The sequence below is a fragment of the Candidatus Pelagibacter sp. genome (genome assembly GCF_052049975.1).
In the GTDB taxonomy this organism is placed as follows: Bacteria; Pseudomonadota; Alphaproteobacteria; order Pelagibacterales; family Pelagibacteraceae; genus Pelagibacter.
The window spans coordinates 328,725-353,772 of record NZ_JBNGYZ010000001.1 but is presented as its reverse complement, the minus strand read 5'-3'; the positions used below and the strand labels follow the sequence as shown (position 1 = coordinate 353,772).

Genomic DNA, 25,048 nt, shown 5'->3' with positions numbered 1-25,048 from the left:
AGAAGCCACGCCATGGATGATTTTAAAGTAAAAAATATATCAGATGCTGATTTTGGTAGAAAAGAAATATTAATAGCTGAAAGTGAAATGCCTGGATTAATGGCATTAAGAGAAGAGTATAAAGACAAACAACCTCTAAAAGGTGCAAAAATAATTGGTTGTTTGCACATGACAATTCAAACAGCGGTGCTAATTGAAACGTTAGTTCACCTTGGAGCTGAAGTAAGATGGTCTTCTTGTAATATTTTTTCAACTCAAGATCATGCAGCAGCTGCAATTGCAAAAGCAGGAATTCCTGTTTATGCATGGAAAGGCGAAACAGAAGAAGAATATATTTGGTGCATAAAGCAGACTATAGAAGGAAAAAAGGATTGGAAACCTAATATGCTATTAGATGATGGTGGTGATTTAACAGCCATGATGCATAATGAGTATAAGGATTTACTAAAAGATATTAAAGGTGTCTCTGAAGAGACTACAACTGGAATTAAAGCTTTAAATAAAATGGAGAAAGATAAAACTCTATTGGTTCCAGCAATAAATGTTAATGACTCTGTAACAAAATCAAAATTTGACAATCTTTATGGATGTAGAGAAAGTTTAGTAGACGGAATAAGAAGAGCAACAGACGTAATGATGTCAGGAAAAGTTGCTATTGTTGCTGGTTTTGGTGACGTAGGTAAAGGAAGTGCCGCTTCATTAAGACAAAGTGGGGCGAGAGTACTTGTAACAGAAGCCGATCCGATATGTGCACTTCAAGCAGCAATGGAAGGTTATGAAGTTGTTTTGATGGAAGAGGCAATAAGCAAAGCAGATATTGTTGTAACAGCAACTGGAAATAAAGATATTGTCACTGCAGACCATATGAGAGACATGAAGGATAGAGCTATACTTTGTAATATAGGTCATTTTGACAATGAGATACAAGTAGAAGCATTAAAAAATTACAAATGGACAGAAGTTAAACCTCAAGTACATGAAATTGAATTACCAAGTGGAAAGAGAATTATATTGTTAGCTGAAGGTAGATTGGTAAATTTAGGTTGTGCCACAGGACATCCAAGTTTTGTTATGAGTGCATCATTTACTAATCAAGTAATTGCTCAAATAGAACTTTGGAATAATCATAAAAATTATGAAAATAAAGTTTATGTGTTACCAAAACATTTAGATGAAAAAGTTGCAATGCTTCATCTAAAAAAAGTCGGAGCAAAATTAACAAAACTTTCCAAAGATCAAGCTGATTATATTAGTGTTGGTACAGAAGGTCCGTTCAAACCAGATGCATATCGCTACTAGCAGTGGTAAAATAGAAATTCCCTCAGAAAAAATTACAGCAGAAATAGCCTCAGAATTATCCAATATTCTTAAGCCAGGAGATATTGTTTTTTTGATTGGTGAAATGGGCGTAGGTAAAACGACTTTAGTAAGATTTTTGATAAATGAACTTCAAAAAAAAAATAATATAGACATATCTGAAGTTCCTAGCCCAACTTTTAATATCATGAATGAATATCAAATTAAAAGTTTACTTATTCAACACTATGACCTCTATAGATTAAAAAATTTTGATGAAACAAAAAATTTAGGAATCTTTGAAGATGAAATTGAAGCAATTAAATTGATAGAATGGCCTAATATTTTGTTAAATGATGATAAAGATTTTATTAAATTAAAACTATCTTACTCAAAAGACTATATAAATAGAGAGTTTAGTTATGAAAACTTAATTAAAAATGAAAAATAAAAAATATAAAATTGAAAATATTAAAGGTGATGCATCTTTTAGAAAATTTTACAGAAAATATTTCAATTTAAAATCATCAATTATTGTTTTTGCAAATAAAGAAAAAGAAAAAAATTTATTAATATATGATGCGGTTAATAAGATTTTAATCAGGAATAAAATAAAAGCACCAAAGCTCATTAAGCAAAGATACTCATTAAATTATATAGAAATTGAAGATTTAGGAAAAAAAACTATGTTTAATTTTTTAAACAAAAGTCATAATGATTTAAAATATCTAAAAAAAGCAATAGATTTGCTGAATAAATTACAAAAAATTAAAAATAAAAAAACAAAAAATTTTATAAAACAGACTTATGTCATACCCAATTATAGTAAAGAAATATTATATAAAGAGGCTATATTATTTTGTGATTGGTATGTGATTTCAGCTTTAACAAAATCAAAACACAAAAAATTTAATTCATTACTAAAAAGAGAATTAAGAAAAATACTAGCAAAACTTAATTATAAAAATGATTGTTTTGTGCATAGAGATTTTCATGTTTCAAACATCATGTTAAATAAAAATACAACTAGTTTGATTGATAGTCAGGATGCTTTAATTGGAAATAAAGCTTATGATTTGGCATCTCTTATTGACGATGTAAGGTTTAAAACTTCAAACGAAATTAAAGATAAAATGTTTTCTTATTTTTTAAAAACAAGAAGAGAATTATTTCCTGAAAAATTTAAGAATGATTTTGAAATTTTATCCGTTTTACGTAATTTAAAAATAATTGGAATTTTTAAAAGATTAGCAATAAGAGATAATAAAAAAAAATATTTAAGATTAATTCCATATGCTTGGAAATTAATAAATCTAAGAATAAATCAAAATAGGAATTTAAATAAATTAAAGTTGATATTACAAAGAGAGTTTCCTAAAGAAATTAAATGAAATTAGATACTGCTTTTATTCTATGTGCTGGTTTTGGAAAACGTGTTAGACCGTTGACAAATCAAATACCAAAACCTCTTTTAGAGATAAATAATCTAACATTGTTGGAAAGATGTATTAATTTGATTGAGAAACTAGGAATTCATAAAATTTATCTAAATGTTTTCCATTTAAAAAAGGAAATCAAAAGATTTATAGAAGATCATAATTATAATTCAGAAATTTTTATAATTGATGAAGGAGAAGAAATTTTAGATACAGGAGGAGGCATATTGAATCTTCTTGAAAAATCTAATTCAAATGATTTTTTTGTTTTTAATCCTGATACAGTGTGGAGCATAGATTATCTTGATGAGTTAAAAAAAATGGAAAATTTATATTTTGAAAATAAACTAAATAATATTTTATTACTTGTGAATAAAAATTTAAGTTTTGATGAAACACTAGATGGAGATTTTAATCTTCAAAATAATTTAATTTATAATGAAGATAAGAATGATTATATTTTTACGGGTTGTCAGATATTAAATAAAAGTTTGTTTCAAAAATTTAAATTAGAACCTTTTAGAATAAATAAAATTTGGAACGAATTGCTAAGTAGCAGAAAACTAAGTGGTTTTGAAAGTAAAAATAAATTTTTTCATGTAACTAATTTAGAAGTATTTAAAAAACTACAAGATCTTTAGCACGATCTTTATCTAGGTACCTGCATTCAATTATATTTTCTTCTTGATCAAATTTAATTAAAAGTGGGTTTCCAGTAGGTATTTCTAGTTTTGATATTTGTATTTCATCTAGTTTAAATAAAAACTTACAAAGAGCTCTGATAGAGTTACCATGTGCGGAAATTAGAATATTTCCATGTTTTAATTTATCTTCAATTTCTTGTTTATATATTCTTATGACTCTTTTGTATGTATCTTCTAAAGACTCTGTATCTGGTAATTGATCTGAAGGAACATTTTTATATATAGTAATATTTTTTGGGTGATATGGGTTATTTTGATCTAGTTTATCTGGCCTTACATCCCACGATCTTCTGAATTCATGAACTTTTTTTTCACCAAGTTTAATTTTCATTTCATCTTTATTTAAACCGGTAAGAGCACCATAATGCCTCTCGTTTAATTCCCAAAATTCATTAATGGATTTATCATCATTTAGTGTTTTTTTGATTATGTTTAAAGTTCGTCGAGCTCTTAATTGATAGGAAGTTATATAAAATTCAATTTTTATTTTATTATCTAATAATAATTGTCCGGCTTTCTTGGCTTCTTCTTCGCCTTTTTCTGTTATATCTACATCTACCCATCCTGTGAATCTTTTTTCAAGGTTCCAGACACTCTGTCCGTGTCTTACTAAAATAATAGAACTCATTAGTATTAATTATATATAATTTTGTTAAATATTAATTTCTACAGATGATTCGTTTTTTTTCAAATCATAAAATTATTTTTGTGGTTACAAATATTATTTTTATTGTATTTTATTTATTCCCAGGAAGTTTAGCAGGGTTCTTAGTGTTTAATGATTTTTCAAAACAACCACAAATAACTCCAGATTTTTTTGAAATTTCATCTAATCATTTTTATGCATTTTTTTTAATTTCAATTATAGGTATTCTAACATTTTATAATTCCCCTAAATTAATTTACTTTGTAATTCTCTTAATATTTTATTCCATTATTCTTGAACTACTTCATATGATAATTCCTAAAAGAACTTTTCAATATGAAGATTTATTTGGGAATTTATATGGAGTAATAGCTTCAATATTTTTACTGTGTATAAAAAAAGTTTATGAAAAATTTAAATAAAATAAAATTTTTTATCTTATTTCTTTTGTTAGTTAGCTGCTCTTCAATACCTAGTAATACATCGGATGGCTGTTCAATATTCAGTGAAAAATATTTATGGTATAAGTTTGCAAAAAAAACAGAAAAAAAGTGGGGAACTCCAATACATATACAACTTGCAATAATCAGAATGGAGTCTGATTTTGATTGGTTAGCAAGACCAGAAAGACAAAAAATATTTAAGATTATTCCGTATAAAAGACCTTCTAGTTCATTAGGTTATTCGCAAGCTGTTAAGGGTACGTGGAAACAATACAAAGAAGAAACAGATAACAAATTAGCCTCAAGAGTTTTATTCAAAGACAGTGTTGATTTTATTGGATGGTATACAAACAAAACATATCAAATACTTAAAATTTCTAAGAAAGATGCATTTAAACAGTACATTGCTTATCACGAAGGTTGGGGCAACTACAAACATTATAAACAAAATAAAAAAGTAATTGGTTTAGCAAGAAAAGTTCAAAAACAGTCAAAAATTTATAAAAAACAACTTTCGCAATGTTCAAGAAAATTAAATAAAAATAAATATATTATTTTTTAGAAAGTTGAGTTTTTAACTCTAAATCTACGGCGTCAATTCTTTTTGTATTTTTAGCTAAAGCCAAATACATAGATGGTGTCACATATAGAGTAAAGAAGGTAGAAATTATCATGCCTCCAAGAATAGTCGAACCTACTGCTAATCTTGATCCTTCACCAGCTCCAGGACCTATATTTCCTATTACTAATGGTACCATTGCTATCATTGTACTTAATGAGGTCATTATTATTGGTCTAAATCTTATATTGCATGCATCTTTAACTGCAGCTTCGATATTTTTTCCTGTTGTTCTTATTTGATTAGCATAATCAACAATTAAAATACTGTTCTTTGTCGAAATCCCTATGAGAATAATTAATGCTATTTGTGAAAATATATTTATTGAGCTGTTCAAAAATAATATGAATGTTAGCCCTCCAAAAATTGCTAATGGAACAGTCAAAACTATAATAAATGGATGTATAAAAGAATTAAAGGTTGCTGCCATCACCAAATATGCTGTGAGTAATGCTAAAGCAAAAATTAAGAATAATTCATTACTTGTCTCTTTTACTTCTTCAGATTTCCCCTTCCAAGTAATTTGATTTTGTGGAGCTACTTCAGACATTGTGTTTTCTAAAAAGTTTATTGCTTCGGTTAGAGTATAACCCTCATTAATGTTTGCTGATATAGTTACTGCTCTTTGTCTATTATATCTAGCCAGTTCTTTAGCTGCACCCTCTTGGCTAAAACTTACTAAATTTGCTAAAGAAATTAATTTGCCACTAGTTTCTGATCTAACATAAATTTTTGATATACCGTCTTTATCTCTTCTATCTGCTAAATATTGTTGAATTATTATTGGGTATTCTTTTCCAAGTCTATTAAACGTCGTAACCCTCTTACCTCCATAAAGAGTTTCAAGTGTTTTTCCAATTGATTGAGTAGATACACCCAAGTCTTTTGCTTTATTTTTATTAATTAAGAGTTTTACTTCAGGTTTATTTCTATTGTAGTCTGACTCTATTCTTGAAAGATTTTTATTTGTTCTCAACTTTCTAATAACTTGATTTTGAATATTTTCTAATTCATCATAAGTAGAACCATAAATTACCATCTGAACAGGTTTATTATAATTTGAAACTCTTATTGATTGAGGAGATATTGGAAATGCAACAGCTTGTGGAACAGTTACTATTTTTCCAATTGCTTGTCTCATTACTGTTAGAGAGTCGTTCTTTCTATTTTTCCAATCATCTAATAGTGCAATAATAATAAAGCTATTATACGAGTTTGCAGAACTACCAAAACCAGGTACTCTCATTATAAATCTTGAATAAGGGCTATCTTCAGCTTGAAGAAGCGGTATTAATCTCTTTTCAACTTCTTGAGCTTTTTCTTGCGTATACTCAAAAGAACTACCTTCATCAGTGAAGCCAATAACTAAATAAGCACCTCTATCTTCAGAAGGGAGTAATTCTTTTTTTGTAAATGAAAATAAACCAACAGATACAATTAATATAAAGATAATGAAGATTGAAATTAATTTTGTTTTATTTAATAAAATGTTGAGGGTGTCTTTGTAAAAATTTGCAAAAGATTTGAAAAAATTTTCAAATTTTTTTAAAAATATATTTTTATCAGATTTTCTATCTAAAAATTTACTTGCCAACATTGGAGATAATGTCAAAGCTACAAATGACGAAATGACAATAGAGAATGACAATGCTATAGCGGTTTCTCTAAAAAGAGATCCAGATATTCCATCAATGAATATTAAAGGTAAAAAAACAGCTATTAAAATTAAAGTTGTGGCTATTATTGCAAAAGAAATTTGTTTTGAACCTTTGTAAGCTGCAACTAGCGGTGTTTCACCATTTTCAATTCTTCTGTATATAGCATCAGTCATAATGACTGAGTCATCCGTTATAATTCCAATTGCTAGTATGAAGCTCAATAGAACAAAAATATTTATTGATAACCCAAAAATATATAAACCCAAAAAAGATGCTATCAAACTGACAGGAAGAGCTATTGCAGGAACAATTACAGCTTTTAAGTTTCCTAAGAATAAATAAATAATTATTACAACTAATATAAATGCAATAATTAAGGTTTTATAAACTTCTTCAATAGCGGCTTCCACATAATTTGCACGATTAAATGCAATTTCAAGATTCAAATCATTTGGTAAAGATTTTTTAACTTCTTTAATTTTTTCTTTAATCTGATCGGATAACTCTACTGTTGATGCGCCACTTCTTGCATAAATTCCAATTCCAACTGTCTTCAAGTTTAGTTGGTCTTTAGTTTGAGCTTTAAATAATGTTTTTTCTGATACAGGTCCAAATTCAACATTGGCAATATCTGACAATAAAACTGTGTTATTTCTTGTTTTTTTAATTGGTAATTGTCTAATCGTTTCAATATCATTATATGATTTATCTAGATTTAAAGTTAAATCAATGTTTGCAGCTTCAAGAGTACCTGCTGGTAATCTGATATTTTCTTGTCTTAGAGCGTTTTCAAATTCTTGAACAGTCAAATTATTTGCCGCTAATTTTATTGGATCAATCCAAATTCTTATACTTAACTCTCTTAACCCACCAACTCTAATTCTCCCAACATTTTTCACGCTTGAAAATGTATCAACTAAAAAACGTTCAGCATAATCTCCAAGCTCTAAATCACTCCAAGTTTTAGATGAAAGCGCTAGCCACATAGTTGTTGTGAAACCTGCTGCTCTTTTTAAAATTTGAGGCGGGTCAGACTCAGATGGAAGATTATCTACAACACGTGCCACTCTTTCTCTTATGTCATTTGCAGCGTTATCTAAATCTATACTGGTATCAAATTCAACATTGATTGTACTTCTTCCATTTTCAGATTTTGAATCTATATTCTTAATTCCCTCTGCACCCCCAATTACGTCTTCTATAACTTGAGTTACTTCTTGATCAACAATATCTGAAGCAGCAGATTTATAATCTACTTGTATTTGAACTACCGGAGGCTGTATCCCGTCTGGGAGCTCTCTTACAGGTAATTTCCAAAATACAAATAAACCAAAAATTATTAGTATCAAAGACATAACCCAGGATACTGTAGGTCTTTTTATACTTAACTCTGTGATATACATTAATTTTTAATTGGTTTTATTTTTCCATTTGGTCTTACTTTTTTAAGACCTTCAGCAGCAACAACATCACCTATATTTAATCCAGATTTGATTTCTATATTTCCTTTTTTTCTAATTCCGATTTCTACCTCAGTTTTTTGTGCTATATTTTCATTTGAAATTTTATACACATAGGTTTTTTCTCCTTCCATAATAACGCTAGTATCTGGAACGCTTAGACTTTCTCTTGAATTAATTTTTATATTTACTTCTAGTAATGAGCCAGACATTAATTCAAGATTATTGTTTTCAATTTTGACTCTACTTAATAAGCTTCTAGTATCAGCATTAATTCTACTAGATACAAAATCAATTTTACCTTCAAATACTTTATCTTTGTAGCTCGACACCTTAGCTTCAACTGGTAAGCCTTTTTTAATCATCGCAGAATAATTTTCAGGAATTTTGATATCAGAATAAATTACAGAATTATCATCTAGAGTAATTATAATTGTGCTGTCAGATACCAATATATCTTCCGTCAAACCTGTATAGCCTAGTACACCATCAAAAGGAGCTACTATATTTTTTTCTTTTAGTTCTACAATCACTTCCCCTTTTTTAATAAAATTGTTCAGCTGTAACTCATTTTGAAGATCATCTTTTTTTATTCGAAATGATTTTGTCTTATTTGATACAGCTGTACCAAAGGTATCTATACTTTCATGGAATTTTTTATTGATTACTTCGGTAACAATAATTCCTGGAGGTGGTCTTTTACTAAATTTTTTTTTGAAATAATTGCCAACCATTGTTCGACCAACAACTACAATTGTGATTATTAAAAAAAATGTAATGATTATTGTAAAAATTTTTGTATTTCTTTTCATTTAAATTTTCCCATACTCGGCCCACGAACCGTCGTATATTTTTGGCTTATACTTATCATTAATCAGAAAATATGCAAAAGCCAAAACACATGCAGTAACACCAGATCCACAAGAAAATACCACTTCGTCTATTTTTATTGATCCTAAATTAGTTTCAAACAAATTAATTAGCTGGTTTTTATCTTTAAAAGTTTTGTCAATATTCACTAATTCGTTAAACGGCAAACATTTAGAATTTGGTATTGAGCCACTTCTTAGACCAGGTCTTGGCTCTTTTACTTTTCCATCAAACCTGTCTCTATTTCTTGCATCCACAACAAGAAATTCTTTTTTTAAAATATTTTCGTCAATTTGTTTCTTACTTTTGACAAGTTCTTTTTTTTCTTTTGAGATATAATTTGATGAAGTTATTTGCTTTTTATTAGAATTTGTAATTTTTTTTTCTGATGTCCATTTATTTAACCCACCATCCAAAATATTCACAAGATTTATATCATGACCATAATAAATAAAATTATACCAACATCTACATGAACTAATTACATCTGAATTATCGTATATTATTATCTCATCTTCATTGTTAATTCCTAAATCAGATACAATTTTTTCCCAATCTTCTTTATTCACTAACATATGTGGTAAATCTGTATCTTTTTTTGAATTTTTATCTAAATCAAAAAAAACAGCTCCTGGAATATGTTTTAGATCATACTCTTTTTTTCCATCACGATTTACATTTGGCATATGCCACGAACAGTCAATAATTTTTACCTTATCTAAATTTTCATAAAGGTAAGTTGTGGTAACAAGTGCCATTAATTTTTATCTAAATATTTTTGATGATATTCTTCCGCTCTACAATAATTATTTATTTTAGAAATTTTTGTTACAACTTTTCCATTTAATTTTTTATTAACTTCATTCAAAACCTCACTAGCTATTTTTTTTTGTTCCTCGTTATTATAAAATATTTCACTTCTATATTGTGTACCAAAATCAGGCCCTTGAGAATTTAGAGTAGTTGGATCGTGTATATCAAAAAAAATCTCTATGATCTTTTTATATGTAATTTTAGATGGATCATAATTAAGTTTAACTACTTCTGCATGACCTGTTTCGCCTGAGCAAACTTCTTTGTAAGTTGTATCAGAGTTATGTCCTCCGCAATATCCAACTTCCGTTTTTAAAATACCTTCGATTTGACCAAATCTTTTTTCAGGTCCCCAAAAACACCCTAGTGCTAAAACTGCTATTTCCATTGATTAAACCTTAAATTAAAATACAAGTTATTATTATGCTTACTAAAAATCAATTAGGTTTTTTATATATGTTCATGTCCATATGTGCATTTTCTATAATGGACATTATAGTCAAATGGTCTGAGCATTATCCATTAGGACAAGTTTTATTTTTTAGAGGTTTTTTTGGTATAGTTTTTTATTTTTTTATAATACCACGAGAAAGATTACATAATTTCTACTTTACAAAAAGGCCAGGGTTACATTTTTTAAGATGTTTTTCTGGCTTAATAGCTTTAGTGGCAATATTCATCGCCTTGAGAAGTTTGCCCTTAGCAACTGTTGTAAGTATTTCTTTCGCAGCACCTATTTTTACAACAATTTTTTCGATTTTTTTATTGAGTGAAAAAGTTGGTGTTTACAGATGGTTAGCAGTCATTGTTGGATTTATTGGAATATTAGTTATCACTGAACCAGGAATAACTTCACTTAATATATATTACATATTCCCAATAATTTTTTGTATTGGGTTATCTTATGTAGCTATCACAATAAGAAAATTATCTTCCACAGAGCCCGTATGGTTAATATCTTTATATTTTTCAATTTCAATAACTCTATTAAGTATATTTTCAATACCTTTAGGATGGATAATGCCATCAACAAAAGATTTTTTAATTCTGGCAATGATAGGTATTTTTGGAGGAGTAGCTAATTTGTGGCTAAGTCAGTCTTATAAATACTCAGAAGTATCTTTAGTCACACCATTAAAATATTTAGCTTTAGTTTTTGCAATAATATTCGGATATTTAATTTGGGATGAAATTCCAACTATTAAAAGTTTATTTGGTGCTGGTTTAGTAATTTTTTCTACTTTGATTATATTTAGGAGAGAAATTTATAAAAAAAAAACCATTTCAACAAAAACTTTGAATGACTAAAAAACCAAAATACTGGATATCAGCTAAAAAATACTTATCAGACAAAGATAGAGTCATGAAAAAATTAATTAGATCTTACAAATCCCCTTCTGAAGTAATATTAACATCAAGAAAAGATGTTTTTTTTTCATTATGTAAAAGTATTATAGGCCAACAAATAAGTGTAGCTGCAGCAAACTCTGTTTTTTTAAAATTTAAAAAAGAATGTAAAGGCAAAATTAAACCTTTAATTGTTTCTAAATTAACAACTGCAAAATTGAGAAAATGTGGATTAAGTAGGCAAAAGATTTTAGGTATTAAGAGTCTATCAAAACAAATAATAGAAAAAACGTTTAATCCAAAATTAATAGAAAAAATGTCAGATGAAGAAGCTATAGAATATTTATCTACATTAAGACAAATCGGAAGATGGTCAGCAGAAATGATATTATTATTCACTTATAATAGACCAAATATATGGCCTATCCAGGATATAGGTCTACTTAGAGCAATATCTAAAAATTATAAAAAAAATTATTTACCGCCAGAAAAATTTGTTAATCTTCTAAAAAAAAGGTTTTCTCCTTATTGCTCAGTTGCAACATGGTATTTGTGGAGAAGTATTGATCCTGAACCAATCCAATATTAGCTTTAAGCACCCTCTATAATTTGATGATTCCTAATAACAGTATTACCTAAGATAGAATGTGCATCTTGATATTCTGTTGAATAAAAAAAATTTTTAGCAATTTCAAATGAGTTAAATTCTATAACAACTGTTCTGACAAATTCTTTACCTTCTGTAGTAATTTTTTTTCCTCCTCTTACTAAAAAAGTTCCCTCATATTTTTCTACAGCATTTTTTGCTTTAACTGCGTAATTTTTTAAAATTTCTTGATCCTGAATATTTTCATACACACATACAACATAACCTTTCATTAAATCTCCTTTAGCTTAATCTAACCATTCTTTCAGTAGTGTTTGATTATCATTTATATATTTTGGTAAAAGATTCATATCTATTTTTTTTAAATCATTTTGGCTGTCAAATTTACTAAATCTTTGATCTACTTTTAAATTGTATACTGTCCTTTTTTCTTGAATTAAATTTGCAATTTTACTTTCTCCCAATGGATTTTGATCATAATCGATATGATGTAAATAAGATTTCAATTTTGTTTCTATATCTTTTGGATTTTTTAAATAAGAAAAATGCCATCCACCATATTCAATAAATTTTATACCAATAAATTTATTTTTAGCAAAAAAAGTATCAAACCGCCACCAACCAAACTTTTTACTTTTTATATCTCTTAACCATTGAGGTGATTTTAAATCTTTATACCTACAAGATTTGCTCCCAATCCAATCATAATTTTCTAATTTAAGATTAAATTTATAATAAATTTGGTGTTGTTTAAAAAAAACAAATTTATCTTTAGTTTCGTTAAAGTCTAAATTTTCTAAATTGGGTATTTCATCCAAATCTGAAATGATTATCCAATCATTATCATCAGCATCTTTAAGACCACTTTGAATTTTGTTTCTTTGAAAATTTTCTCTCTTCCAAGCATTAAAAATAGATTTTCTATAAATTTCATTTTTGTCATCATTTTTATGTATTTCTTCTAAATTATCTGGTTGTGTTTTAAGCAAAATATAATTTATTTTGTGTTTAAAACTTTGAAATTTATTAATGTCGAATAATGGTTTTCTTTTTTCACCTTTATGGTTAAAAATTGATTCTATAATTACAAATCTATCAACATATTTATCTAAGACATTAAGCCTGACGTCTAGCACGACATCTTCATCAAAATACATAAAACAATCATAAATTTTCATAAGAATATTTTTTTATTACAATTTATATGATAAATAAATTTATGGCAGATAAATTGATTATAAGTTTCGAAGAATATAACAGAACTGTTGAAAAACTAGCTATAGAAATTCACAAAAAATATAACCCAACTGTCTTAATTGGAATAATGAGAGGAGCTGCACCAATTATAGATATATTGTCAAGAATACTAAAATTACCAATAGCTTATATTGTAATACAGAGTTATTCAGGAGAGGGTATGGAAGATAAGCAAGGTGAACTTATGTTCGCAAGAGAAATAAGCTCTTTGGCAAATAATGAAGATTTCAACAGAGTTTTGTTAATTGATGATCTTTCAGATACTGGATTGACTTTAAATAAAAGTATTGAATGGTTAAAAAATTATGGTCCTACAAAAAGTTTTATCAAAGAAGTTAAAACAGCTTGTTTATGGAAAAAGAAATCTTCTAGTTTTGAACCAGATTTTTGTCCTGTTAAGTTAGAAAATGATCCATGGATAGTTCAACCAACTGAACATTATGAGGAATTAACAATTGAGGATATTATTAAGAAAAATAATCAGGGCTAGTAAATTATACTAGCCCTGAAAAAACTTTTTAGCCAATAATAAAACTTATTAAACTAAGTATTGCTATAACCCAAATAGCTGGAGAAGTTGAAGAAAATTTTCCAGTAAATAATTTGATTAAAGCATAAGAGACAAAAGCTAATGCTATACCATTACTAATACTATAAGTTAATGGCATCGCAATCATGGCAAGAATTGCTGGAGCCGACTCTGCAATATCATTCCATTCAATGTCTGTAATATTTCTTACAAATAAAACTGAAACAAATAATAAAGCTGCACCATCAATTTGTTTAGGCAAACTTGTAGCTAAAGGAGCAAAAAATATACATGCTAAGAACAACAATCCAATTACAAGGGATGTCATTCCAGTTTTTCCACCAGCTTTTACACCTGCGCCAGATTCAACGTAACTAGTAACTGTTGAAGTACCCATCATTGCTCCAGCAACAGTACCAACGCTATCAGATAACATCGCTTTATTAATGTCTTGTACCTTTCCTTGTTTATCTACTTTACCTGCAACATTTGCTACAGAAGTTAAAGTTCCAGCAGTATCAAAGAAGTCAATAAATAATAAAGTAAAGATTACAGTGGACATTCCAGCAGTCATTGCAGCAGATAAATCAAACTCAAATAAATATGTCATTGGTGGTGGAGAACTTACAATTCCATTGAATTTTGCAAGACCAGAAGCCCATGCAATAATACTAAATGCTAAGATTCCAATAATGATATTCCCTTTTACGTTCATTTTTTCTAAAACAATGATTGCAATAAATGTTGCACATCCAAGTAAAACAATTGGATCTCCTAAGTTTCCAAGTTTTACGAGAGTTACTGGATCATCAACTACAACTTCCATGATTTGTAATCCTATAATTGCAAGAAATAATCCAATTCCTGCACCAATACCAAGTTTTAAACTTCTTGGTATAGAATTGATCAACCATGCTCTAATTGGTGTAAGTGAAATAATTAAGAACAAGACACCAGCTACCAATACTGCACCCAGTGCTTCTTGAGGAGTGTAACCCATTCCCGCACATACTCCAAAAGCAACAAAGGCATTAATTCCCATACCTGGCGCTAAACCAATTGGCCAAGTTTTTCCGTAAAAAGCCATGATGAAGCAAGCAAGAGCAGTAGCTAAAATAGTTGCTGTATAAACTGCACCAAAATCAAAAAATCCTTTTTCTGGTCCTGCAAATTCACCTGACAATATAAACGGATTTAAAAACATAATATATGCCATTGTTAAAAAAGTAGTAGTTCCGGCAATTACTTCTGTTTTAAAATCAGTTTTGTGTTTTTTATAATTAAAATAATTATCAAGCATTTTTCCTCCTAAAATTAATAATTAGGCGATTCTTATTGAAATTGCTTATTAAAACTAAAATTTATTCACATAATTCAACTTACAAGTTTATATTAAGCATAAATTTTAGTGATATTTATATATTATGAACAAATTTATTCTATTTTTCTTATTCTTTAACTTTTTTATTGGTTGTCAAACAGTCAAAGAAAAAACTGATGAAATTGTAAAAAAAGAAAATGAAAAGCTTAGTGCATTTATTGGTAAGCCCGTTTCAAATTTGAAATCAGAATTAGGTGTTTCAAATGAAGATTTCTTAAATGAAAATGGAAATAAAGTTATGATTTATAAAACTAGAAAATATGGGATACCTTGTGAACGAAAGTTCGAAATCGATGGAAACGAAATAGTAATTGGATTTATTTCTAAAGGTTGTATTTAATTTTAACTTGCGGAGATTAGATCTCCGCAAGCAAGGTTATTTACTTAATTTCTATAAGTTTTTTCTTCTTATGTTCAGGTACAATTCTTTCACAAGAAATAGTTAAAAGACCATCTTTAAGCTCTGCACCATTCACTTTTACATCATCAGCAATTGTAAATGATCTTGCAAATTGTCTTTGAGATATTCCTTTATGAATAATTTCCCCATCCACAGTTTTATCTTCAGATTTATTAACTTGTTTTGTTCTTACAGTTAATAAATTATCCTCAAACTCAACTTCTACATCATTTTTGTTAAAACCAGCTAAAGCAACCTCAATAGCATAGTTGTCTTTTCCAGTTTTTCTGATGTTATATGGCGGATAGTTTGATTGCATTGTCAAACTTCCATTACCTAACATATTTTCAAATTGATCAAACATATCGTCAAATCCAATTGAAAACGGTCTTAATGAGTTAAATATAGATAGATCCTTACTTGTCATAGTTTCCTCCTTTTATTAAGCAAGTTATTTTGTAAGTCCCATTAGGCAACTTACTGTTTTCATATAGGTACGAAACTTTCTATTTCAATAGTGTATTAAATTTTATTTGAAATTTTTAAGGCAAATGCATAATCAACCGCAATTTCTTCAATTGCTCCATCTCTACCAGATTTGCCGCCATGACCAGCGTTCATTTCTGTTTTTAAAAGTAATAAATTATTATCAGTTTTATAGTCTCTTAATTTTGCAGTAAATTTTGCAGGCTCATCGAATAATACTCTATTGTCACTTAAACTTGTTGTAATTAAAATATGAGGGTAATCCATTTTTTTTATATTGTTATAAGGTGCGTAAGAATAAATATAATCAAAATGTTCTTTAATATCTTTAGCATTACCAAATTCATCAAATTCACCAATTGTAAGTGGTAATGAATGGTCTAAATTTGTAGTTAACGAATCCACAAAAGGCACAGCCATTATTATTCCTAAAAATAATTCAGGGGCACTATTAACCACTGCTCCCATCAGCAAACCTCCAGCAGAACCACCCATACCAATTATTTTTTTTTGAGAGGTATATTTATTTTCAATTAAATATTTTGCTGCATAAATATAATCTTCAAAGGTATTTTTTTTATTTAAAAGTTTACCTTCTTTCCACCACTTCATACCTTTTTCCATACCCCCTCTGATATGTGCAGTAGCCCAAATAATATCTCTATTAATTAAACTTAATCTTGTGGATGAAAATATTGGATTCATAGAACTTCCATAAGATCCATATCCATATAATAATAAATTAGCTGAACCATCTAATTTTGTATTTTTGTGCCTTGTGATTGTTAATGGGACTAACCTTCCATCATGAGACTTATATTCAATTCTTTCCACCATATAATCATCAGGATTATGACCTGATGGAATTTCTTGTTCTTTAACAAGAATTTTTTCTTTTGTTTGAAGATTATATTTATAAACCCTCGAAGGTGTTTTTGGTGAAGAATAACTCAGATACACCGTGTCTGTATTTTTATCTCTTTGCATTAAAGATACCCCAGGAACAGTTACAGTCTCATCTGAAAAAATAAGCTCTTCTTCTATCCCTGTTTCAATATTTTTAACGAAAATTTTATCCAATGCATTTGAGGTTTCTGATCTTAAAATCCAATTATTTAAAAAAGTACACCCGCCAACTAAAACCTCTTCCTTAGGTGGAATAAAATCCGACCATTTTTGGTTTTCTAGGCTATTTGAAATTTCAACTTTAAAATCTTCTGCATTCTCGTTAGTATGATTATAAAATTTATTATCCCAAGAGTTTACAGAATATAAAACACCTTTTTTTCTTTTTTTGATGAGTTTAGGTTTTGGTTTTTCTTCATCTGATTTAAAATAATATTGTTCAGATGTGTTATGGTCTGAAGTAGAAATAAAAAAATATTTCTCATCTGAGCTTAAGCTTATACTTACGGTAAAAGCATCACTTTTTTCGTTGAAAATTAATTCATCTTCTTCAGTTTTAGTTCCAAGTTTATGTCGATATATAGTTCTTGCTCGATGATTATCATCTAGTTTTGAGTAAAAAATATAATTGTCATCTAAGCTGAAAGTTATACTTCCAGAAGTATCTTTTATTTCTGGTGATATCACTTCTTTACTTTTTATATCTCTTATAAATATTGAGTAATATTCTGATCCTTTTGTATCTAATGAATAACCTAGATATTGATCATTAAAGCTTACTTCTAAATCGCCAACACCGAAGTATTCAACGCCTAATTTTTCTTTCTCTTGATCACCATTCCAAATTTCCTCAACGGTTGAAGATTTAATTTTTTTTCTTGATTTTATGGAGTAATTTCCTTTTGTGGTAGTTTTTGTCCAATACTCATAAGTATGATCTTTGTATGGAAGAGACTCGTCATCTAATTTAATTCGCCCTTTAATTTCATCAAATAAAGTTTTTTGTAAATCTTTTGTATCTTTAAGATGATGGTCTGCATAAATGTTTTCATTTTCTAGGTATTCTTTAACTTCTGGATTAAGTTTATTTTTATCTTTTAAAACTTCTAAAATATTTTCTTGATGTATCCAGCTATAATTATCTTCCCATGTAACATTATGACATGATTTAAGTTCTGGTTTTTTTTTAAGATGTGGTATTTTCATTTTGAGACGAAATACATGAATATAATAATTTATACAGTAGTAATTTTGACGTTGTTCTACTTTATTCTTAAATTTCTAACCAATATTTCACCAAAAAAAATATCAAAAAGTCTTAGGATCCTAATAATTTTTGGATCAATAATTTTAGCTATTTTATTTGCTATTGGTGGAAAGTTTTTACTGTCTTTACCTTTAACATTAATCAGCTTGGGTCTTATGAAGTTAAAGGGTTTATCTTTATTCCAATTATTTTCATTATTCAGACTTCTACAAACTTTGAGAAGTTCTGGAAGATTTAATTTTAGTCAATCAAGCACAACAAATAATACAACAATGACAGTTTCTGAAGCTTACAAAATTCTTAACTTAGATATGAAGAAAAAAATTACTAAAGAAGATGTGAATAAAGCTTATGTAAATATACAAAAGAAAATACATCCTGATGTTTCTCCAGAAACTGCAAGACTATCAGCTATTGTAAATGAAGCAAAAGAGGTTGTGTTAAGAAATATTTCTTAACAAACTAATGATAAAAATTTTTTAAAAATTTTATCTGAATTAATCTTATCTTTTCCTAGAGTATCGTGCGATACAGTTTCTTCTCCATCAGGAATAATAGGGTGCATTTTTGAGCTATAGTCACCATACATTAATGGAGTATCAGCCATCAGAGTAATAGTATCCACCTCTAAAGCAGCCGAGAAATGTCCAAATCCTGTATCGTTACAAATAGAAACTTTACAATTTTTAATAATAGGCAATATTTCTTTAATTGAATATTTGTCTAGAGGTGTGAAATAATTTTTAAAATCTGAATTTAAGAATTCTTGTAGAATTCTTTGTTCTTCATCACTAGAACCAGTTGCTAAATAAAAGTGATATCTTTTTATTTCTGCAATTTTTTCAATAAATTTTAAAAATGTTGAAGCAGGTATTCTTTTAGTTGGCCCAGAACCACCAATTGCTAAGAGAACATTAATTTTATTTTTATCTATATTTATTTTTTTTAATATTTCATTTTCAAAATTTTTAGAAATTTCAATACGAGCATCATTTTTTACTTCAATTTCTAATTCTTTTTTAAGAAATTGTTTTGCGGTATCTATCATGTGTTGATTTTTTTTATCAAAAAGTTTGTATTGATGTATTTGTTTAATTCCTGCAAGAATTGAAACTATCCTGTATCTTAATGAAGAATTGAAAATAAATATTTTTTCAAAATTATGCTTTTTTAAATCTTTAATTAAATTTAAGGATCCAATAATTCCACTGTGTTCATCATTTTTAATTTTATTATTTTTTTTTAATATAATTATTTCATCTATATATTTTGTATCTTGCAAGAAATCAGTGGCTCTTGAACTTTCTTGAACTAAAATACTTACTGGAGAATTAAATTTTTTTGAAATAGCTTCAATATATGGGAGGAAAATAACTAGATCACCCATGCCCATTCTGTTCTGAACTGCTAATATTTTCATGTTTTTAATTACTCTTTACTAATTTATTTGATTTATATAAATTTTTTATATGAATAAATTAATTAGTGGTATTTATGCGGCAACAATATCTGTTTTTAATGATGATTTAAGCTTAAATATTGAAAAAACTATAAAACACTCAGAAAAAATAATTGATGAAGGTTGTCATGGAGTTGTAATGTTTGGCAGCACTGGTCAAGCACAGTATATTTCAGTCTCAGAGAAAATAAGTCTAATTAATCAATTATCAAAAAGTAAATATAGTGACAAATTCATAATTGGAACAGGATTAAACTCATTAATTGAAATAATCAACTTCATGAAAACTTCTTGCTCTTTAAATTTTAATAAATTTTTAATAATGCCACCCGCATTTTATTCTTATGATGAATTAGGAGTAAAAAAGTTTTATGAAAAAATAATCAAGTCAATTCCTACTTCGAAAATAATTCTTTATAATTTTGAGGCACTTTGTGGATTTAAATTCAATGAAAATTTAGTTATGGAACTTAAAAAAGAATTTCCAGATCAAATAGTTGGTATCAAAGATAGTACAGGCAATTTATTTAAAAAAATTAAAATTGATAATTTTTCTTATTTTTCAGGGACAGAGCTTAATTTATTAGAAGGTCTTAAATTTGGTTATGCAGGAATGATTACAGCAAATGCTAACATTTCTGCTTCTCTATCTAGAAAAGTTTATGATGATTACTTTTCAAAAAAAGAACAAACAGTTGATGAAAAATTACATGATATAAGAAAATTATTTGATAAATATAATACAATTACAGGCCTTCATGCTTATCTCAGTCAGTCCGATAAATTATTAGAAAATATTCTACCTCCATTATCTTTACTCAAGGAAGAAGAAAAAAGAGATTTAATTCAAAATTTGAAAAAACTAGATTTTCAACTAACTTTAAAATCAGTCGCATAAAATGTTGCTTGCAAGGTTTCTAAATCAAATTTTTAAAAAAGATGGATTTATATTAATCAATGCTGATAAAAATAAGTATATTATTGGTGAACCTAAAAAAAAAGAACCAATTACAATTAAGTTATTAGATAAAAAATTACATTACAAATTCTTAATTAACCCAGACTTATATTTTGGTGAAGCTTACACAGATGGAACTCTTCAAATTGAAAATTCAGATATAACTGAATTTTTAGATATTGCTTTGATGAATATTGGTAGAAATGAATTTAATTATCTTAGTTATTTAATGAATAGATTGAGAGGATCATATCGTTATTTAACAAATTTCAATTTTATAAAAAAATCAAAAATGAATGTCTCACATCATTATGATATTTCTGATGATTTATATGATTTATTTTTAGACCCTAAAAGACAATATTCTTGTGGGTATTTTAAAAATGAGAATGATGATTTAGAAACTGCTCAAAATAATAAAATTCAACATATAATAAAAAAATTAAATATTAAAAAAGATCAAAAAGTTTTAGATATTGGTTGTGGCTGGGGAGGTTTAGCTCTCGAAATTGCAAAAAAAACTGATTGTGAAGTTACTGGCATAACATTATCTGAAAACCAACTCAAATACGCTAGTCAAAAAGCAAAAGAATTAAATCTCGATAATCAAGTAAAATTTAAATTGATCGATTATAGAGAATTAAATGAGAAGTTTGATAGAATTGTAAGTGTAGGAATGTTTGAACATGTCGGAAGAAAATTTTATAAAAAGTTTTTTAAACAAGTTGAAAGATTATTGAAAGATGATGGAGTTTCGTTAATTCATACAATTGGATCTGTAATGCCACCTAGAGATCCTCATCCTTGGATTACAAAATATATATTTCCAGGAGGATATACGCCTAGTTTAAGTGAGGTTACAAAGCCCGTTGAAAAGGCAGGTTTAGTAATTTCTGATATCGAGGTGTTGAAACTTCACTATTCGTACACTTTAAGAAATTGGAAATTGAATTGTTTAAAAAATAAAGAGAAAATTATTAAAATGTTTGATGAAAAGTTTTTTAGAATGTGGGAGTTTTATCTTGCAGGTTGTGAAATGGCATTTAAATGGGGTGACCAGGTTGTTTATCAATTTCAATTAACAAAAAATTATACTTCAACTCCAGCCACAAGAGACTATATTTACCAATAAATACTAGATAAATATCAAATTTCTTTATGAAAAAATTTAAAAAGAAAAATAAAAAATCAGGTAAAAAGGGGAAAATCACTAAAAGAGGAAGAAATTTTAAAAAAAAACCTATAATAAAAAAAGTAAAGAAAATTAAAAGAAGTAAGAAAATTTTAAAAAAGATACCCAAAAGTTTAAGAAAAAATAAATCTAAAAATTTCAAGAAAAGTTTAAGAAAAATTAAAATAAAATCAAAAGAAACTTTTGTATCAAAACTTGTTAGACTTCAATTTGCATTAAAACCAAATTTTAATTTCAATTTTTCAATCAATATTGAAAAATATATTCAATCTTTTTTTGATAAAATTGAGTCAACAATTACAAACTATAAAACTTTAAGAGCTGATGAGAAAAGACGAATACAATTAGAACAGATAAAGAGAGAAGAAGATTTAAAAAAAGAAGATCAAAAAAGAAAAAAAGAACAAGCAACATTAGAATTAAAACTTAAAAAACAAGCAATTAAAGATGAAATAAAATTAGAAAAAGAAAGAGCAAGAGACATCAAGGCATTTTTAAGGAAAGAACAAGCTCTAATCAGAATTGAGCAGGCAGAAAAACAAAAACAATTTTTACAAAAATTAAAATTAGATAAGCAAATTGAAAAATTTAGAATTAGAGAGATTAAGGAGCTTGAAAATCTTGAGAGAATTTCACTTAAAGAAGAGAGAGAAGATTATGCAGAACTCCAACAAAGAATAGATAAATTAAAAGAAAAATACCGAATAATTAGAGATCAGAAAATTAGAGAAAGAGTAGAGGCTTTAGGAGTAAAATTAATTGGAGATGAAGATAGAGAAACTTTATTACAAAAAGAGAAAGAATTTACATTAGCAAGACAAAAGGTTGAGTTTGCACTTGAAAGTTTTTATAGGAGTGCAAGTAGTTTGGTTTTTCAATTGAATAAGCGACACATTACCAGACATATGTCAATTTTACGTTGTATAGATAGAAGGTTTGAAACTGGTGAGATATTTATCAGATGGGACGAGTCTTCAGATGATGAATGGTTATTACTTATTTATATAAAAAACAATTCTCCAGATGAGGGGATAGTAATTGAAGACAAAACTAATCCAGAAAAAAATCTTTCTCACGAATACAAAAATAATGAAATTTTTAAAGCCTCTGACATGATGGTAGACTCTTTAACACAATTAATTGGTAGAATGAGATCAAAATCTGAAAATTAAAATTAATGTTTGCAAGTTTTATTACATTATTAATTTTATTTTTTATCATTAAATATATTTTAGCCTGGATTGATTATTTTAATAAATTAGATGATAGATTAGGCGACTCTCTTTGGAGATGGAGTTACGATTATCACGTGATTGGAGAAAGTGATATCTCTGATCTAGATGATAAAGATTTTGTAAGACTAAGAAGAAAAAGAAATAAAGTAGTTACTTATATGTACATTGTTTTCTTCATAATGTTTTTTATTTCTATGTGGTTTTTAAGTGAGGTATTGATATTTTTTTTTCAGTAATTTTTTAATTGTTTTTTATTTTTTAAATACAAAAAGAAAGCAACAAATTCATAAAGTAGATTAAAAATTGGAAAAATTATTGGAAGTTTAAAAAATTTATATAAAAATCTATACTTTGGCATTTTACTCCACAGTATTAAAAAAGCTTCTGCACCGCCAATTATCTTATCACCCTCTTTTACATGCAATCTTCTTAAAAGATCTTTGTCAGATTTATTAGTTTCTTCTGATGCAACTTTGTTATTTGTAATGTCTACCCAATCAATTTCACTACACTTTTCTTTTTTATAGAGATCAATTTCAGCTTTACAGATTTTACAGGAATTATTGAAATAAACCTTCATGGTTTTAAGATAATATTCTTATTAAAACTTACAAGTGAGTTAAATCTATTAGTTGAATTATTAAAGTAATTAACTACATACTAGATATGTCTAACTTCTTCAAAAATACAGATATTTCAAAAAATATTGCTGATGAAATCGTATCAGAGACTTTGAACTCATGTGATGATGGTGAACTTTATTTAGAAGACTCAAAAGCAGAGTCGATTTTGCTAGATGATAATAAGATAAAAAGTTCTAGTTATGCCACAGATCTAGGGTTTGGCTTTAGGGCAATTTCAGGTGAGGTAGTTGCTTATTCTCATTCAAATGAAATATCTAAAGATTCTCTAAAAAAATCTTCTGATAATTTAAAAGCTACCCTTAAATCAATTAAGGGTACCTATAATCATTCAATACCAAAAACTAACAAGAAATTTTATGAGGATATTAATCCTATAGAGCAGAAAGACTTAAACTCTAAAATAGAAATTTTAAATAATGTAAATAATTATATAAGATCAAAAAATCCAAACACAAAACAAGTGACAGCAAGTTTTAGTGGTGAACAAAAATCAGTAGAAATAATAAGAGCAGGAGGTGAAACTCTAAACGATGTTAGACCTTTAATAAGGTTCAATGTTTCTGTGATGTTGGAGAAAAATGGAAGAAAAGAGTCTGGCGTATATGGTATTGGTGGCAGACAGTCATATGATACTTATTTAAAAGACAATAATTGGAAAAATGTTTGTGATGAAGCTTTGAGAATTGCTTCGGTAAATTTAGAAAGTAAGCCTGCACCTGCTGGAGAAATGCCTGTTGTTTTGGGACCAGGATGGCCTGCAATTCTTATTCACGAAGCAATTGGTCATGGATTAGAAGGAGATTTTAATAGAAAAAAAACATCTGCCTTTCATAATTTAATGGGAGAAAAAGTTGCAAGCAAGGGAGTTACAATTGTAGATGATGGAACAATTGATAATAGGAGGGGTAGTTTGACAATAGATGATGAAGGGACTCCAACAGAAAAAACGGTTTTAATTGAAAATGGAATATTGAAGAATTATATGCAAGACCGTATGAATGCCAGATTGATGAACACAAAGTCTACGGGAAGTGGTAGAAGAGAAAGTTACAAGCATGTTGTTCTTCCAAGAATGAGAAATACCATGATGTTAAGTGGTAAGAATACTCAGGATGAAATGATATCTTCTGTAAAGAAGGGAATATTTGCGGTCAGTTTTGGTGGCGGTCAAGTTGATATCACCTCTGGAAAATTTGTATTTAACTGTACTGAAGCATATGAAATTATTGATGGGAAAATTGGTTCACCAATTAAAGGTGCAACTTTGATTGGAGATGGACCATCAATTTTAAGAAAAGTTTCAATGGTTGGTAATGATATGATGTTAGATCCAGGTATAGGAACTTGTGGAAAAGCAGGACAAGGAGTTCCCGTAGGTGTTGCCCAACCTTCAATATTAATTGACCAAATGACTGTTGGCGGAACACAACTTTAA

The 25,048-nt window shown here is 27.8% G+C and carries 28 protein-coding genes; 16 read left to right on the top strand and 12 right to left on the bottom strand.

Annotation, left to right across the window (positions count from 1 at the left end; genetic code table 11):
* Positions 1-12 precede the first annotated feature (12 nt).
* Genes ahcY through ACTT9U_RS01740 form a run of 4 tightly spaced genes read left to right on the top strand, consistent with a single transcriptional unit; the run spans position 13 to position 3,373 of the window.
* Positions 13-1,299, top strand: a complete 1,287-nt coding sequence (gene ahcY / locus ACTT9U_RS01755) for an adenosylhomocysteinase (protein WP_440931475.1) — start codon at positions 13-15, stop codon at positions 1,297-1,299.
* Positions 1,283-1,747, top strand: a complete 465-nt coding sequence (tsaE, locus tag ACTT9U_RS01750; protein ID WP_440931474.1) for a tRNA (adenosine(37)-N6)-threonylcarbamoyltransferase complex ATPase subunit type 1 TsaE — start codon at positions 1,283-1,285, stop codon at positions 1,745-1,747. Before ahcY ends, tsaE begins: the two co-directional genes overlap by 17 nt.
* On the top strand, positions 1,737-2,687 hold the full coding sequence (locus ACTT9U_RS01745) for an aminoglycoside phosphotransferase family protein (protein WP_440931473.1): 951 nt from the start codon (positions 1,737-1,739) through the stop codon (positions 2,685-2,687). Before tsaE ends, ACTT9U_RS01745 begins: the two co-directional genes overlap by 11 nt.
* Positions 2,684-3,373, top strand: a complete 690-nt coding sequence (locus tag ACTT9U_RS01740; protein ID WP_440931472.1) for a sugar phosphate nucleotidyltransferase — start codon at positions 2,684-2,686, stop codon at positions 3,371-3,373. Before ACTT9U_RS01745 ends, ACTT9U_RS01740 begins: the two co-directional genes overlap by 4 nt.
* Here the strand turns inward: ACTT9U_RS01740 and ACTT9U_RS01735 are convergent.
* Positions 3,351-4,064: a 2,3-bisphosphoglycerate-dependent phosphoglycerate mutase gene (locus ACTT9U_RS01735; protein ID WP_440931471.1), complete on the bottom strand. Its 714-nt coding sequence runs from the start codon at positions 4,062-4,064 to the stop codon at positions 3,351-3,353. The genes ACTT9U_RS01740 and ACTT9U_RS01735 overlap by 23 nt on opposite strands.
* A 44-nt stretch (positions 4,065-4,108) precedes the next feature.
* On the opposite strand from ACTT9U_RS01735, the gene ACTT9U_RS01730 reads away from it, so the two are divergent.
* Together ACTT9U_RS01730 and ACTT9U_RS01725 are read left to right on the top strand one after the other, a co-directional pair.
* Positions 4,109-4,504, top strand: coding sequence for a VanZ family protein (locus ACTT9U_RS01730; RefSeq protein ID WP_440931470.1), 396 nt, complete (start codon positions 4,109-4,111; stop codon positions 4,502-4,504).
* Positions 4,488-5,087: a transglycosylase SLT domain-containing protein gene (locus ACTT9U_RS01725; RefSeq protein WP_440931469.1), complete on the top strand. Its 600-nt coding sequence runs from the start codon at positions 4,488-4,490 to the stop codon at positions 5,085-5,087. Before ACTT9U_RS01730 ends, ACTT9U_RS01725 begins: the two co-directional genes overlap by 17 nt.
* On the opposite strand, the gene ACTT9U_RS01720 is transcribed toward ACTT9U_RS01725, so the two are convergent.
* The 4 genes from ACTT9U_RS01720 to msrA are packed head-to-tail and all read right to left on the bottom strand — an operon-like array spanning position 5,077 to position 10,333.
* Positions 5,077-8,205 (bottom strand): efflux RND transporter permease subunit, encoded by a 3,129-nt coding sequence (locus ACTT9U_RS01720; protein WP_440931468.1) that lies wholly within the window; start codon positions 8,203-8,205, stop codon positions 5,077-5,079. The genes ACTT9U_RS01725 and ACTT9U_RS01720 overlap by 11 nt on opposite strands.
* Complete coding sequence (locus ACTT9U_RS01715) at positions 8,205-9,074, bottom strand: efflux RND transporter periplasmic adaptor subunit (protein WP_440931467.1); 870 nt, start codon at positions 9,072-9,074, stop codon at positions 8,205-8,207. Before ACTT9U_RS01715 ends, ACTT9U_RS01720 begins: the two co-directional genes overlap by 1 nt.
* Positions 9,075-9,890 carry a sulfurtransferase gene (locus ACTT9U_RS01710; protein WP_440931466.1) on the bottom strand — a complete coding sequence of 272 codons (816 nt, stop codon included), beginning with the start codon at positions 9,888-9,890 and terminating at the stop codon, positions 9,075-9,077.
* Positions 9,890-10,333, bottom strand: a complete 444-nt coding sequence (gene msrA / locus ACTT9U_RS01705) for a peptide-methionine (S)-S-oxide reductase MsrA (protein WP_440931465.1) — start codon at positions 10,331-10,333, stop codon at positions 9,890-9,892. Before msrA ends, ACTT9U_RS01710 begins: the two co-directional genes overlap by 1 nt.
* 35 nt (positions 10,334-10,368) lie before the next feature.
* Here msrA and ACTT9U_RS01700 point away from each other — a divergent pair, with 35 nt between their 5' ends.
* A complete protein-coding gene (locus ACTT9U_RS01700) occupies positions 10,369-11,253 on the top strand; it encodes a DMT family transporter (protein ID WP_440931464.1) in 885 nt (294 codons plus the stop codon).
* Positions 11,246-11,881 (top strand): DNA-3-methyladenine glycosylase family protein, encoded by a 636-nt coding sequence (locus ACTT9U_RS01695; protein WP_440931463.1) that lies wholly within the window; start codon positions 11,246-11,248, stop codon positions 11,879-11,881. The genes ACTT9U_RS01700 and ACTT9U_RS01695 overlap by 8 nt, the downstream gene beginning before the upstream one ends.
* A 2-nt stretch (positions 11,882-11,883) precedes the next feature.
* Here ACTT9U_RS01695 and ACTT9U_RS01690 read toward each other — a convergent pair whose 3' ends face one another.
* Both ACTT9U_RS01690 and ACTT9U_RS01685 read right to left on the bottom strand, forming a co-directional pair.
* On the bottom strand, positions 11,884-12,171 hold the full coding sequence (locus ACTT9U_RS01690; protein ID WP_440931462.1) for a DUF1330 domain-containing protein: 288 nt from the start codon (positions 12,169-12,171) through the stop codon (positions 11,884-11,886).
* Between the two features lie 15 nt (positions 12,172-12,186).
* On the bottom strand, positions 12,187-13,077 hold the full coding sequence (locus ACTT9U_RS01685) for a hypothetical protein (RefSeq protein ID WP_440931461.1): 891 nt from the start codon (positions 13,075-13,077) through the stop codon (positions 12,187-12,189).
* A gap of 26 nt (positions 13,078-13,103) precedes the next feature.
* Here ACTT9U_RS01685 and ACTT9U_RS01680 point away from each other — a divergent pair, with 26 nt between their 5' ends.
* Positions 13,104-13,646: a phosphoribosyltransferase gene (locus ACTT9U_RS01680; RefSeq protein ID WP_440931460.1), complete on the top strand. Its 543-nt coding sequence runs from the start codon at positions 13,104-13,106 to the stop codon at positions 13,644-13,646.
* Between the two features lie 28 nt (positions 13,647-13,674).
* Here ACTT9U_RS01680 and ACTT9U_RS01675 read toward each other — a convergent pair whose 3' ends face one another.
* A complete protein-coding gene (locus tag ACTT9U_RS01675; RefSeq protein ID WP_440931459.1) occupies positions 13,675-14,985 on the bottom strand; it encodes an NCS2 family permease in 1,311 nt (436 codons plus the stop codon).
* Between the two features lie 124 nt (positions 14,986-15,109).
* On the opposite strand from ACTT9U_RS01675, the gene ACTT9U_RS01670 reads away from it, so the two are divergent.
* Positions 15,110-15,406: a hypothetical protein gene (locus tag ACTT9U_RS01670; protein ID WP_440931458.1), complete on the top strand. Its 297-nt coding sequence runs from the start codon at positions 15,110-15,112 to the stop codon at positions 15,404-15,406.
* 40 nt (positions 15,407-15,446) lie between these two features.
* Here ACTT9U_RS01670 and ACTT9U_RS01665 read toward each other — a convergent pair whose 3' ends face one another.
* Together ACTT9U_RS01665 and ACTT9U_RS01660 are read right to left on the bottom strand one after the other, a co-directional pair.
* Positions 15,447-15,893, bottom strand: a complete 447-nt coding sequence (locus ACTT9U_RS01665) for an Hsp20 family protein (protein ID WP_440931457.1) — start codon at positions 15,891-15,893, stop codon at positions 15,447-15,449.
* A gap of 95 nt (positions 15,894-15,988) precedes the next feature.
* Positions 15,989-18,064, bottom strand: a complete 2,076-nt coding sequence (locus ACTT9U_RS01660; protein ID WP_440931456.1) for a S9 family peptidase — start codon at positions 18,062-18,064, stop codon at positions 15,989-15,991.
* Positions 18,065-18,079: 15 nt separating this feature from the next.
* On the opposite strand from ACTT9U_RS01660, the gene ACTT9U_RS01655 reads away from it, so the two are divergent.
* Positions 18,080-18,583, top strand: a complete 504-nt coding sequence (locus ACTT9U_RS01655; protein ID WP_440931455.1) for a J domain-containing protein — start codon at positions 18,080-18,082, stop codon at positions 18,581-18,583.
* Here the strand turns inward: ACTT9U_RS01655 and ACTT9U_RS01650 are convergent.
* Entirely contained in the window at positions 18,580-19,545 is a 966-nt protein-coding gene (locus tag ACTT9U_RS01650) for a glycosyltransferase family 9 protein (RefSeq protein WP_440931454.1), read from the bottom strand. The two genes, ACTT9U_RS01655 and ACTT9U_RS01650, sit on opposite strands and share 4 nt — an antisense overlap.
* Positions 19,546-19,594: 49 nt before the next feature.
* On the opposite strand from ACTT9U_RS01650, the gene ACTT9U_RS01645 reads away from it, so the two are divergent.
* The 4 genes from ACTT9U_RS01645 to ACTT9U_RS01630 are packed head-to-tail and all read left to right on the top strand — an operon-like array spanning position 19,595 to position 23,205.
* Entirely contained in the window at positions 19,595-20,482 is an 888-nt protein-coding gene (locus ACTT9U_RS01645; protein WP_440931453.1) for a dihydrodipicolinate synthase family protein, read from the top strand.
* Between the two features lies 1 nt (position 20,483).
* Positions 20,484-21,674: a class I SAM-dependent methyltransferase gene (locus ACTT9U_RS01640; protein ID WP_440931452.1), complete on the top strand. Its 1,191-nt coding sequence runs from the start codon at positions 20,484-20,486 to the stop codon at positions 21,672-21,674.
* A gap of 26 nt (positions 21,675-21,700) precedes the next feature.
* Positions 21,701-22,906: a hypothetical protein gene (locus ACTT9U_RS01635; protein ID WP_440931451.1), complete on the top strand. Its 1,206-nt coding sequence runs from the start codon at positions 21,701-21,703 to the stop codon at positions 22,904-22,906.
* A 5-nt stretch (positions 22,907-22,911) separates the two neighbouring features.
* The gene (locus ACTT9U_RS01630; RefSeq protein WP_440931450.1) at positions 22,912-23,205 is read left to right on the top strand and encodes a hypothetical protein; all 294 of its coding nucleotides are present in this window, start codon (positions 22,912-22,914) and stop codon (positions 23,203-23,205) included.
* Here ACTT9U_RS01630 and ACTT9U_RS01625 read toward each other — a convergent pair.
* Positions 23,199-23,549, bottom strand: a complete 351-nt coding sequence (locus ACTT9U_RS01625) for a DCC1-like thiol-disulfide oxidoreductase family protein (RefSeq protein WP_440931449.1) — start codon at positions 23,547-23,549, stop codon at positions 23,199-23,201. The genes ACTT9U_RS01630 and ACTT9U_RS01625 overlap by 7 nt on opposite strands.
* A gap of 86 nt (positions 23,550-23,635) precedes the next feature.
* On the opposite strand from ACTT9U_RS01625, the gene tldD reads away from it, so the two are divergent.
* A complete protein-coding gene (tldD, locus tag ACTT9U_RS01620; protein WP_440931448.1) occupies positions 23,636-25,048 on the top strand; it encodes a metalloprotease TldD in 1,413 nt (470 codons plus the stop codon).

What these genes read in the sequence shown, in the direction of transcription:
- ACTT9U_RS01690 (WP_440931462.1), bottom strand. Translation starts at nt 12,171, where the DNA reads ATGAAAGGTTATGTTGTATGTGTGTATGAAAATATTCAGGATCAAGAA.
- ACTT9U_RS01680 (WP_440931460.1), top strand. Translation starts at nt 13,104, where the DNA reads ATGATAAATAAATTTATGGCAGATAAATTGATTATAAGTTTCGAAGAA.
- ACTT9U_RS01625 (WP_440931449.1), bottom strand. Translation starts at nt 23,549, where the DNA reads ATGAAGGTTTATTTCAATAATTCCTGTAAAATCTGTAAAGCTGAAATT.
- ACTT9U_RS01695 (WP_440931463.1), top strand. Translation starts at nt 11,246, where the DNA reads ATGACTAAAAAACCAAAATACTGGATATCAGCTAAAAAATACTTATCA.
- ACTT9U_RS01665 (WP_440931457.1), bottom strand. Translation starts at nt 15,893, where the DNA reads ATGACAAGTAAGGATCTATCTATATTTAACTCATTAAGACCGTTTTCA.
- ACTT9U_RS01660 (WP_440931456.1), bottom strand. Translation starts at nt 18,064, where the DNA reads ATGAAAATACCACATCTTAAAAAAAAACCAGAACTTAAATCATGTCAT.
- ACTT9U_RS01630 (WP_440931450.1), top strand. Translation starts at nt 22,912, where the DNA reads ATGTTTGCAAGTTTTATTACATTATTAATTTTATTTTTTATCATTAAA.
- ACTT9U_RS01730 (WP_440931470.1), top strand. Translation starts at nt 4,109, where the DNA reads ATGATTCGTTTTTTTTCAAATCATAAAATTATTTTTGTGGTTACAAAT.
- ACTT9U_RS01740 (WP_440931472.1), top strand. Translation starts at nt 2,684, where the DNA reads ATGAAATTAGATACTGCTTTTATTCTATGTGCTGGTTTTGGAAAACGT.
- ACTT9U_RS01685 (WP_440931461.1), bottom strand. Translation starts at nt 13,077, where the DNA reads ATGAAAATTTATGATTGTTTTATGTATTTTGATGAAGATGTCGTGCTA.
- ACTT9U_RS01720 (WP_440931468.1), bottom strand. Translation starts at nt 8,205, where the DNA reads ATGTATATCACAGAGTTAAGTATAAAAAGACCTACAGTATCCTGGGTT.
- ahcY (WP_440931475.1), top strand. Translation starts at nt 13, where the DNA reads ATGGATGATTTTAAAGTAAAAAATATATCAGATGCTGATTTTGGTAGA.
- tldD (WP_440931448.1), top strand. Translation starts at nt 23,636, where the DNA reads ATGTCTAACTTCTTCAAAAATACAGATATTTCAAAAAATATTGCTGAT.
- msrA (WP_440931465.1), bottom strand. Translation starts at nt 10,333, where the DNA reads ATGGAAATAGCAGTTTTAGCACTAGGGTGTTTTTGGGGACCTGAAAAA.
- ACTT9U_RS01745 (WP_440931473.1), top strand. Translation starts at nt 1,737, where the DNA reads ATGAAAAATAAAAAATATAAAATTGAAAATATTAAAGGTGATGCATCT.
- ACTT9U_RS01670 (WP_440931458.1), top strand. Translation starts at nt 15,110, where the DNA reads ATGAACAAATTTATTCTATTTTTCTTATTCTTTAACTTTTTTATTGGT.
- ACTT9U_RS01635 (WP_440931451.1), top strand. Translation starts at nt 21,701, where the DNA reads ATGAAAAAATTTAAAAAGAAAAATAAAAAATCAGGTAAAAAGGGGAAA.
- ACTT9U_RS01735 (WP_440931471.1), bottom strand. Translation starts at nt 4,064, where the DNA reads ATGAGTTCTATTATTTTAGTAAGACACGGACAGAGTGTCTGGAACCTT.
- ACTT9U_RS01710 (WP_440931466.1), bottom strand. Translation starts at nt 9,890, where the DNA reads ATGGCACTTGTTACCACAACTTACCTTTATGAAAATTTAGATAAGGTA.
- ACTT9U_RS01675 (WP_440931459.1), bottom strand. Translation starts at nt 14,985, where the DNA reads ATGCTTGATAATTATTTTAATTATAAAAAACACAAAACTGATTTTAAA.
- ACTT9U_RS01650 (WP_440931454.1), bottom strand. Translation starts at nt 19,545, where the DNA reads ATGAAAATATTAGCAGTTCAGAACAGAATGGGCATGGGTGATCTAGTT.
- ACTT9U_RS01725 (WP_440931469.1), top strand. Translation starts at nt 4,488, where the DNA reads ATGAAAAATTTAAATAAAATAAAATTTTTTATCTTATTTCTTTTGTTA.
- ACTT9U_RS01655 (WP_440931455.1), top strand. Translation starts at nt 18,080, where the DNA reads ATGAATATAATAATTTATACAGTAGTAATTTTGACGTTGTTCTACTTT.
- ACTT9U_RS01640 (WP_440931452.1), top strand. Translation starts at nt 20,484, where the DNA reads ATGTTGCTTGCAAGGTTTCTAAATCAAATTTTTAAAAAAGATGGATTT.
- tsaE (WP_440931474.1), top strand. Translation starts at nt 1,283, where the DNA reads ATGCATATCGCTACTAGCAGTGGTAAAATAGAAATTCCCTCAGAAAAA.
- ACTT9U_RS01715 (WP_440931467.1), bottom strand. Translation starts at nt 9,074, where the DNA reads ATGAAAAGAAATACAAAAATTTTTACAATAATCATTACATTTTTTTTA.
- ACTT9U_RS01645 (WP_440931453.1), top strand. Translation starts at nt 19,595, where the DNA reads ATGAATAAATTAATTAGTGGTATTTATGCGGCAACAATATCTGTTTTT.
- ACTT9U_RS01700 (WP_440931464.1), top strand. Translation starts at nt 10,369, where the DNA reads ATGCTTACTAAAAATCAATTAGGTTTTTTATATATGTTCATGTCCATA.